The organism is Streptomyces sp. CNX435, assembly GCF_059570575.1.
In genome coordinates this window covers 1-10,156 of the sequence record NZ_JCANTA010000051.1, presented here as the reverse complement: position 1 = coordinate 10,156, position 10,156 = coordinate 1, and the positions used below count along the sequence as shown (strand labels likewise).

General features: G+C 73.8%; 2 protein-coding genes. Both read right to left on the bottom strand.

What is annotated here, in order from left to right; all coding sequences use genetic code 11:
- On the bottom strand, window positions 1–1,981 hold a 1,981-nt coding region (locus T328_RS35725), incomplete at its 3' end, for a type I polyketide synthase (protein ID WP_496500435.1).
- A gap of 64 nt (window positions 1,982–2,045) precedes the next feature.
- Window positions 2,046–10,156, bottom strand: an 8,111-nt coding sequence (locus T328_RS35720; protein ID WP_496500434.1) for a type I polyketide synthase, incomplete at its 5' end; no start/stop codon positions are given.

Genomic DNA, 10,156 nt, shown 5'->3' with positions numbered 1-10,156 from the left:
CGGCGATCTCGCCTTGGGAGTGGCCGATGACCGCGTCGGGCTGGATGCCGTGGTGCTGCCACAACCTGGCGAGGCTGACCATCACCGCGAACAGCGCGGGCTGGACCACGTCCACCCGCTCCAGCAACACGCCCTCCGGGTCGGACAGTACGTCCGTCAATGACCAGTCGTCCGCGTACGCAGACAGCGCGGCCTCACACTCCGCGATCGCCTCCGCGAACACCGGCTCGGCCTCGATCAGATCCGCCGCCATGCCCGCCCACTGCGCACCCTGCCCCGGGAACACGAACACCGTCTTCCCACCCGGCCGCACACTGCCGCTGACCACTCGTGCGGACGGCTCATCAGCGGCGATCGCCGCCAGTCCGGCCAGCAACTCGTCCCGCTCACCACCCACGACCACCGCGCGGTGGCCGAGGGCTGACCGCGTAGTGATCAGGCTGTGCGCCGCCTGCGCCGGGCTGATCTCCGGCCGCTCCGACAGGTGGGCGTGCAGCCGCCCCGCGTGGTCGGCGAGCGCCTGCGGCGTGTGCCCGGAGACCGGCCACGCCACGATCCCGCCCGGCTCGGCCGCGTCGGCCGCTGCTTCATGCTCCGGGGCCTGCTCGATGATCACGTGCGCGTTCGTCCCGCTCATCCCGAACGACGACACTCCCGCACGCCGCGGCCGCTCCTCGTCCACCGTCCACGGCCGCTGCTCAGTCAGCAGCTCCACCGCGCCGTCGGTCCAGTCCACGTGCGGTGACGGCTTGTCCACGTGCAGCGTCTGCGGCAGCACGCCCTCGCGCATCGCCATGACCATCTTGATCACGCCTGCCACGCCGGATGCGGCACGCGTGTGGCCCAGGTTCGATTTCAGCGACCCCAGCCACAACGGCTGCCTGTCGGCGCGGTTCTTGCCGTACGTGTCCAGCAGCGCCTGCGCCTCGATCGGGTCGCCCAGCGTGGTCCCCGTGCCGTGCGCCTCCACCGCGTCCACATCCGAAGCCGACAGCCGGGCGCTCACCAGCGCCTGCTCGATCGCCTTGCGCTGCGCCGGACCGTTGGGGGCGGTCAGGCCGTTCGACGCGCCGTCCTGGTTGATCGCCGACCCGCGTACGACCGCCAGCACCCGGTGGCCGTTTCGCCGCGCGTCCGACAGCTTCTCCAGGAGAAGCAGGCTCGCGCCCTCCGACCAGCCCGTCCCGTCGGCCCCCGCCGCGAACGGCTTGCAGCGGCCGTCGGGGGACATGGCCCGCTGCCTGCTGAAGATCACGAAGCAGGTGGGCGCGGACATGACGGTGACACCCCCGGCGAGGGCGAGCGACGACTCGCCCTTACGCAGCGATTCGCACGCCAGGTGCATGGCCACCAGCGACGACGAGCACGCCGTGTCCACCGTCACCGCCGGACCCTCGAAGCCGAAGGTGTACGACACGCGCCCGGAGGCGACGCTCATCGAGGCGCCGGTGCCGATGAACCCCTCGTACTCCTCCGGTACGGAGTCCAGCCGGCTGATGTAGTCCTGGTCCTCCACGCCGGCGAAAACGCCGACCGGACGGCCGCGTTCCGCGGCGGGGTCGATGCCCGCGCGCTCGAACGCCTCCCACGCCGTCTCCAGCAGCAGCCGCTGCTGCGGATCCGTGGCGGTGGCCTCGCGCGGGCTCATGCCGAAGAACTCGGGGTCGAACTCCGCGGCGTCGTGCAGGAAGCCGCCGTGCTTGGAGTAACTGGTCCCGGGGTTCTCCGGGTCCGGGTGGTAGAGGGCGTCGGTGTCCCAGCCCCGGTTCGTGGGGAACTCGGAGATCGCGTCGGTGCCGTTCGCGACCAGCTGCCACAGGTCCTCGGGAGTGGCCACGCCTCCGGGCAGCCGGCAGGCCATGCCGACGATCGCGATCGGCTCGTCGCCGTCCGTTTCGAGCTGACGGAGCCGCTGGCGGGCCTGCCGCAGCTCTGCGGTGACCCACTTGAGGTGGTCGAGAAGCTTCTTCTCGTTCTCCATTAGCGCAAGCTCCTTGAGTTGTCCGGGCGGGCCGTGGGCGTGTTCGGTGCGGTGGGGAGCGCCATCACGATTTCCCGAACTCGTCACTGATCAGGTCGAAGAGCTCTTCCGCGGTCACCGCGTCGAGGTCGTCGTTCGAACGGTCGTCGTCCGCGTGGTCGGGGCCGTCACCCCACTTGGCGAGCAGCACCTGCAGCCGCCCGGTGATCTTGCGCCGGCCGCCGTCGTCGAGGGCGAGGACGCGCAGGGTCTCGTCGAGCTTCTCCAGCTCGGCGAGGACGGAGGTCTCACTGGCCGTGTCCTCCTCGGCGATCCCGTCCAGCAGGTGGCCGGCGAGGGCGAGAGGGGTGGGGTAGTCGTAGAGGAGGGTGGCGGAGAGCTTCAGCCCGGTGCCCGCGTTGAGGGCGTTACGGAGCTTGACGCTGCCGAGCGAGTCGAGACCGAGGTCCCGGAACGCCTTGTCCGGCTCGACGGCCTCCGCCGAACGGTGGCCGAGCACGGCCGCCGTCCGCTCCCGTACGAGGTCCAGCACGATCTGCTCGCGGTCGGCCCGCGAGCCCGCGCCCTGGACCTGCTGCCGCAGGGCCCCGGCGGCGGCGACGCCGTCCGCAGCCGTGCTGTCCGCGGCCTGCCGGGCCGCCCGTACCTCGGGGAACTCGGCGAGCAGCGGGTTGCGCCGGACCGCGTCGGCCTGCGCGGCGGCGACGAGCGGCCAGTCGAGGTCGGCGACGACGAGATGCGTCTCGTCCCGGTCGAGGGCCTCCTGGAGGGCCGCGACGGCGGTGTCGGGGAACAGCGGCCGGATGCCGGTGTTCTCGATGTTGCGTTCCACCGCCTCGTCCGCCGCCATGCCTGCGCCGCCCCACGGGCCCCAGGCGATCGACGTAGCCGGGAGGCCCGCGGCCCGCCGGTGCTCGGCGAAGGCGTCCAGGTGGGCGTTGGCAGCCGCGTAGTTGGCCTGCCCCATGCCGCCGAGGACGCCGGCGACCGAGGAGAACAGGACGAAGGCGTCCAGGTCACGGCCCGCGGTCAGCTCGTGCAGGTTCACGGCGGCGTTCACCTTCGGCTGCAGGACGCGCTCCAGCCGCTCGGGCGTGAGGGCGTCCACGACGCCGTCGTCGAGGACGCCGGCGGCGTGCACCACGGCGGTCAGCGGGTGCTCCGGCGGGATCGCGGCCAGCACCGATGCCAGCGCGTCGCGGTCGGCCGCGTCGCAGGCGGCGACGGTGACCTCGGCGCCCAGGGCGGTGAGTTCCGCGCACAACTCCGCGGTGCCCGGGGCCTGGTCACCCCGGCGGCTGGTGAGCAGCAGATGCTCCGCGCCCCGGTCGGCCAGCCAGCGGGCCACGTGCGCGCCGAGGGCGCCCGTACCGCCGGTGACCAGCACGGTGCCGGACGGCCGCCAGTCGCGTACGGGCGCAGAAGCGGTCGCGGCCGTACGCAGCCGGCAGCCGAACGCGCCGCCCGGACGGAGCGCCACCTGGTCCTCGCCGTCCCGGCCGGCCAGGCACGCGGCCAGCATCCGGCCGAGCCGCGCGTCCAGCGGTCCCGCGACGTCGACCAGACCGCCCCAGCGGTCGGGATGCTCGGCCGACACCACCCTGCCCATGCCCCAGACCTGCGCCTGAGCGGGCCGACTCACGGCCTCCGCCGGGGCGGGCGCCACGGCGCCGCTGGTGAGGTTCCACAGCGGGGCGTCCCAGCCGACGTCGCCGAGCGCCTGCACGAGGGTCATCGTGGCCGCGAGCGCGAGGCCGTCGTCGGCCAGCGCCAGGAGGGACAGGACGCCGGCCACCGGGCCGCCGTCGTCGTCCGACAGGGTGCCCAGGGCCTTGACGAGGGCGGTCCGGTCGGTGGCGGCGGTGTCCACCGGCAGCGTGACGGCCTCGGCACCGGCGCCGTGGAGCGCCTCGGCGCACCAGGTCGCCCAACTGTTCGGCGCTGTCGAACCGGTCAGGGACTCCGGTACGACCACCAGCCAGCGCCCCGCCAGCGTGACGGACGCGGGTTCGGCCAGCGGCGCCCATCCCAGCCGGTAGCGGGCGGTGGAGACCGCCGACAGCTCCGCCTGCCGCTTACGCCACGAGGACAGCACCGGCAGGACGGGCGAGAGAACGGCCTCCGGGTCCTGGTCCGTCGTGCCCCCGAACCCGAGGGTCGCGGCGAGCGAGGCGAGGTCGCCCTGCTCGACGGCCTGCCAGAACTGCTCCTCGACCGCGTCCCGGCCCTTCGGGGCGGCGGAGCGCTCCGGGGCGGTGTCGTCGAGCCAGTAGGTCTCGTGCTGGAACGCGTAGGTGGGGAGGTCGGTGGTGTGGGTGGTGGTGGGCCAGGTGAGGGGGGTGTGGGTGGTGTGGACGGTGGCGAGGGCCGTGGCGAGTGCGTCGGCCTGCCCCTGGTCGCGGTGCTGGGCTGCCACGGCGGTCGCGGGGGTGGTCAGGCTTTCGGTGGTGAGGGTGGTCAGGGTGGTGTCCGGGCCGAGTTCGAGGTACGTGGTGGTGCCGGCCTGCTCCAGGTAGCTCGTCACGGCGGCGTATTCGACGGTGTGGCGGAGCTGTTCGGCCCAGTAGCCGGGGGAGGCGGCCTCGTCTGCGGTCAGGGGCTGTCCGGTGCGGTTGGAGATCACGGGCAGGGCCGGCGCCTGTGCGGGGGTGTCGGCAACCACCTGGCGGAACTCGGCGAGGATCGGGTCCATCTGCGCCGAGTGGAATGCATGGCTGACCCGCAGGCGGCGAGCCCGCAGCCCCGCGTCCGCACAACGCGACGCGGCTGTGTCGACGGCGTCGGCCGCGCCCGTGAGAACGGTGTGCGTCGGACTGTTGGCCGCCGCGATCTCCACACCGGTGCCGTCGATCAGCGGCGTGAGGGTGCCGACCGGGGCGGTGACGGACAGCATCGCGCCACCGGCGGGCAGGGCGCCCATGAGGCGTCCGCGGGTGGCGACCAGCCGGGCGGCATCCGCGAGCGTCCATACCCCGGCGAGATGGGCCGCCGTCAATTCCCCGATGGAGTGGCCCGCGAGGAAGTCTGGCCGGATCCCGAAGGTCTCCGCGAGCCGGTACAGGGCGACTTCGTACGCGAACAGCGCGGGCTGGGTGTACGTCGTGTCGTCGAGGAGCTTTGCCTCCGCGGCGAAGAGCAGCGGCTTGAGCGACTGGGGCAGATGCGCGTCCAGCGCCGCACACACCTCGTCCAGCGCTCCGGCGAACACCGGGTAGGTGTCGTACAGTTCGGCGCCCATGCCCGGGCGTTGCGCGCCCTGGCCGGTGAACAGCACCGCCAGCTTGCCCGCCCGGTACCGCCCGGCCACCGCCCGATCCGAGTCCTCGCCGCGGGCGACGGCGTCCAGCCCGTCGAGCAGCTGGGCGCGGTCCGTACCGACAACCGCGGCCCGGTGATCGAGGGCGGCGCGGGAGCGGACCAGCGAGGCGGCGACCGCGTGCACGTCGGTCTCGGGGCGCTCGTTCAGCCACGCCCGCAGCTGCCCCGCCTGGGTGGCCAGCGCCTCCGCCGTGTGCCCGGAGACCGGCCATACCACCGGACCCGGCGCCGGTTCCGGCGACTTGGGCGCAGGCGCAGCCACCGCCGGATCCTGCTCGATGATCACGTGTGCGTTCGTGCCGCTGATCCCGAACGACGACACGCCCGCACGCCGAGGGCGCGCGTCCGCCACCGTCCACGGCTGCTGCTCCGTGAGCAGCTCCACCGCACCCGCGGTCCAATCCACATGCGGGGACGGCTCGTCCACGTGCAGCGTCCGCGGCAGCACCTCGTGCCGCATGGCCTCGACCATCTTGATCACGCCCGCGACCCCCGCGGCGGCCTGCGTGTGGCCGAGGTTCGACTTCAGCGACCCCAGCCACAGCGGCGCGTCATCCGCCCGGCCCTGGCCGTACACGTCGAGCAGTGCCTGCGCCTCGATCGGGTCGCCCAGCGTCGTACCCGTCCCGTGCGCCTCCACGGCATCGACGTCCGATGCCGACAGACCCGCGTTCGCCAGCGCCTGCCGGATCACGCGCTGCTGCGACGGACCGTTCGGCGCCGTCAGGCCGTTGGACGCGCCGTCCTGGTTGACCGCTGAGCCACGCACCAGCGCCAGCACCTTGTGCCCGTTCCGCCTGGCGTCCGACAGCCGCTCGACGAGCAGCAGCCCCACGCCCTCCGACCATCCGGTCCCGTCGGCCCCGGCCGCGAACGGCTTGCAGCGCCCGTCCGGCGCCAGCCCGCGCTGCCGGCTGAACTCCACGAACGTGCTGGGCGTGGCCATCACCGTCACACCGCCGGCCAGTGCGAGCGTCGACTCCCCGCTCCGTACCGACTGGCACGCCAGATGCAGCGCCACCAGCGACGACGAACACGCCGTGTCCACCGTCACCGCCGGACCCTCAAGGCCGAACGCGTACGCCACCCGACCCGACGCCACACTCGGCGCACTTCCGTTGCCGATCTGCCCCTCGTATCCCTCGGGGGCGTTCGGGAGGAACCTCGCCGCGTAGTCGCTGTACATGACGCCCGCGAAGACCCCGGTCCGGCTGCCGCGTACCGACTGCGGGTCGATCCCTGCCCGCTCGAACGCCTCCCAGGCCGTCTCCAGCAGCAGCCGCTGCTGCGGGTCCATCGCCGTCGCCTCCCGCGGGCTCATGCCGAACACCGCAGGGTCGAACCGCCCCGCCTCGTGCAGGAAGCCGCCCTCGCGGACGTACGACGTACCCGGCCGGTCCGGGTCCGGGTCGTACAGCGCCTCAAGATCCCAGCCGCGGTTCGCGGGGAAGCCGCTGACGGCGTCCCGCCCGTCCGCGAGGAGCTGCCACAGGTCGTCGGGGGAGGTGACGCCGCCGGGGTAGCGGCAGGCCATGCCGACGATGGCGATGGGGTCGTCGTCCTGAAGCTGTTCCCGGGCGGTGGTCCGCGCGGTGTCGGGACCGGTGAACCTGCTGTTCAGGTACGCGGCCAGGGCCTGCTGCGTCGGATAGTCGAAGATCAGCGTGGACGGCAGCCGGAGGCCGGTGGCCGCGGTGAGCTGGTTGCGCAGCTCCACGGCGGTCATCGAGTCGAATCCGAGGTCGCCGAAGGTCTGTCCGGGGTCGAGGGAACGGCCGTCCGTGTGCCCGAGGATGGCGCTCACGCGCGCGGCGACCAGCTCGGTCAGCCGCACCAGGCGGGCCTCGGCCGTCAGCGCGTCCAGCCCGGCGGACCCGTCCGCGGACACCGGCGTACGACCCGCGGCAGCGGCGCCGACAGCACGGCGCCGGCGTACGAGCCCGCGCAGCAGCGGCGGGACGGCGTCCGGCGCCGGGGCGGCGGCGTCCACGGCGACCGGCAGCAGGTGCGCGGGTGCGTCCACGGCGGCGAGCGCGGCGTCGAACAGCTCCAACGCCCGTTCCGGCGCCAGCGGGACGGCCCCGTTGCGGACCAGCCGGGTCCGCTGCCGCTCGTCGAGTCCGCCGGTCATCCCCGCCTCCTCGGCGAGGAAACCCCACGCCAGGGAGAGTGCGGGCAGGCCGAGTTCGCGTCGGTGCGCGGCGAGCGCGTCGAGGAAGGCGTTGGCGGCGGCGTAGTTGGCCTGACCCGGCGTCCCCAGGGTGGCGGCGCCGGCCGAGACGAGCACGAACGCGTCCAGGTCCAGTTCCCGGGTCAGCTCGTGCAGGTGCCACGCCGCGTCGGCCTTCGGCCGCAGAACGCGCGCCAGCTGCACGGGCGTCAACGACTCCACGAGGCCGTCGTCCAGCACCCCCGCCGCGTGGACGACGGCGGACAGCGGGCGCTCGGCGGGGATCGCGGCGAGCACGGCGGCGAGGCTGTCGCGGTCGCCTGCGTCGCAGGCCACGACGGTGGCCTCGGCGCCCAGCTCGCCCAGTTCGCCGAGCACGGCGGCGGCCCGCTCGGTGTCCGGGCCCGACCGGGCGGCGAGCACCAGGTGACGTACCCCGTGTGCGCTCACCAGGTGCCGGGCGAGGCGGGAGCCGAAGGCGCCGGTGCCGCCGGTGACCAGGACGGTGCCGTCCGCGCGGAGCGCCACCGGGCGCTCGCCGGACGTCTCGTACCGGGCGAGGCGTGGGATCAGCGGCACGCCGGACCGGATCGCCACCTGGGACTCCCGCCGGGCGACCGCGGCGGCGACGGCGGAGGGCAGGGCCTCGGCCGACGCCGGGTCCTCGTCCACGTCGATGAGGAGGATGCGGTGCGGGTGCTCGCTCTGGGCGCTGCGGAGCAGGCCCCACAGCGGGGCGTGCACGAGGTCGACGTCACCGTACGGGCCGGTCGCGACGGCGTTCCGGGTGACGACGGCGTACGTCTCCGCCGCGTCCTCCGCCAGCCGTTCCCGTACGACCCGCAGAGCGTGCCCGGCGACCGCGGAGACCCGCTCGTGCAGGGGCAGCCCGGCGTCCACGGGAGGCAGCAGCGCCTCGGCCGGCCCGGGAAGAGACGCCACCTCCGGCCCGGCGGCGAAGACGCGCACCGCGGACGGCGCAGCGGCCTCCGCCTGCTCCAGTACCGACTCCGACTTCGACTCCGACTCCGACCACTCGACCGCGAAGAGCCGGCCGCCGCGGTCCGTGGCGGCCCCGGCCCGCAACCGCTGGGGATCGACGGCGCGCAGCGTCAGCACGTCGATGTCCAGCAGCGGCCGGCCCGAGCTGTCGAACAGGGCCACCGTCGCCGTCGTCGGGCTCGTCGGCGTCAGCCGCACCCGGGCACCGGCCGCGCCGGTGGCGTGCAGCCGGGCACCGGACACGATGTACGGCAGCTTGACCTCGTCCGCGGTGTGGCCGGCGGTCACGGGGTCGAGCGCGAGCGTGTGCAACGCCGCGTCGAGCAGCGCGGGGTGGACGCCGAAGCCGTCCACGGCCGTGTCGGCGTCGAGCTGGATCTCGGCCCATACGCAGCCGTCGCCGCGCCAGGCGGCGGTGAGCCCCTGGAACCCGGGACCGTAGGCGTAGCCCTGTGCGGCGAAGCCGTCGTAGAGACCGGACACGTCGAGCGCCTCGGCGTCCGCCGGCGGCCAGGTCTCCACCGCGGGGGGCGCCGGCCGGGACCCGTCCGCTTCGGGTTCCAGCAGCCCGGTGGCGTGCTCGGTCCAGGGCTCCTCGGAGCCCTCCGCGCGCGAGTGGACCGTCACGGTACGCCCCCCGGAGGTGGCGGTGCCGTCCTGCGCCACGGTGACCTGCACCTGGACGGCGCCGTGCGCGGGCAGCACAAGCGGGGCGGCCAACGTGAGGTCCGTCAGCGTCGCGCACCCCAGGTGCAGGCCCGCGTGCAGCGCGAGGTCCACGAAGGCGGTCGCGGGGAGGAGGGCGCGGCCGGCGATGGCGTGGTCGGCGAGCCACGGGTGCGTACGGAGGCTGAGGCTGCCGGTGAACACGGCGGTGTCGCCGCGGGCAAGGTCGACGGCTGCGCCGAGCAGGGGGTGTTCGGTGGGGGAGAGGCCGGCCGAGGTGAGGTTGGTGGTGGGGGTGTCGTGGAGCCAGTAGGTGTGGTGTTGGAAGGGGTAGGTGGGGAGGTTGGTGGTGTGGGTGGTGGTGGGCCAGGTGAGGGGGGTGTGGGTGGTGTGGATGGTGGCGAGGGCTGTGGTGAGGGCGTTGGTCTGGCTGTGGTCGGGGTGTTGGGCTGGGATGGTGGTGGTGGGGTTGAGGAGGGTGTCGGTGGTGAGGGTGGTCAGGGTGGTGTCGGGGCCGAGTTCGAGGTAGGTGGTGGTGCCGGCTTCTTCGAGGTGGGTGGTGACGGCGGCGTATTCGACGGTGTGGCGGAGTTGTTCGGTCCAGTAGTCGGGTGAGGCGGCCTGGTCTGCGGTCAGGGGCTGTGCGGTGCGGTTGGAGATGACGGGCAGGGCGGGTGCTTGGGCGGGGGTGTCGGCGACGGCTTGGCGGAAGTCGTTGAGGATGGGGTCCATCTGCGCGGAGTGGAAGGCGTGGCTGACCCGCAGGCGGCGGGCCCGTAGCCCCGCGTCCTGGCAGCGGGAGGTCATGGTGTCGATGGCTTTGGTGGTGCCGGTCAGGACGGTGTGGGTGGGGCTGTTGGCCGCCGCGATCTCCACGCCGGTTCCGTCCAGCAAGGGTGTGAGGGTGTCGACGGGGGCGGTGACCGACAGCATCGCGCCGCCGACGGGAAGACCGCCCATCAGCCGCCCACGCGTCGCGACCAGCCGCGCCGCATCCGGGAGTGTCCATACCCCGGCCA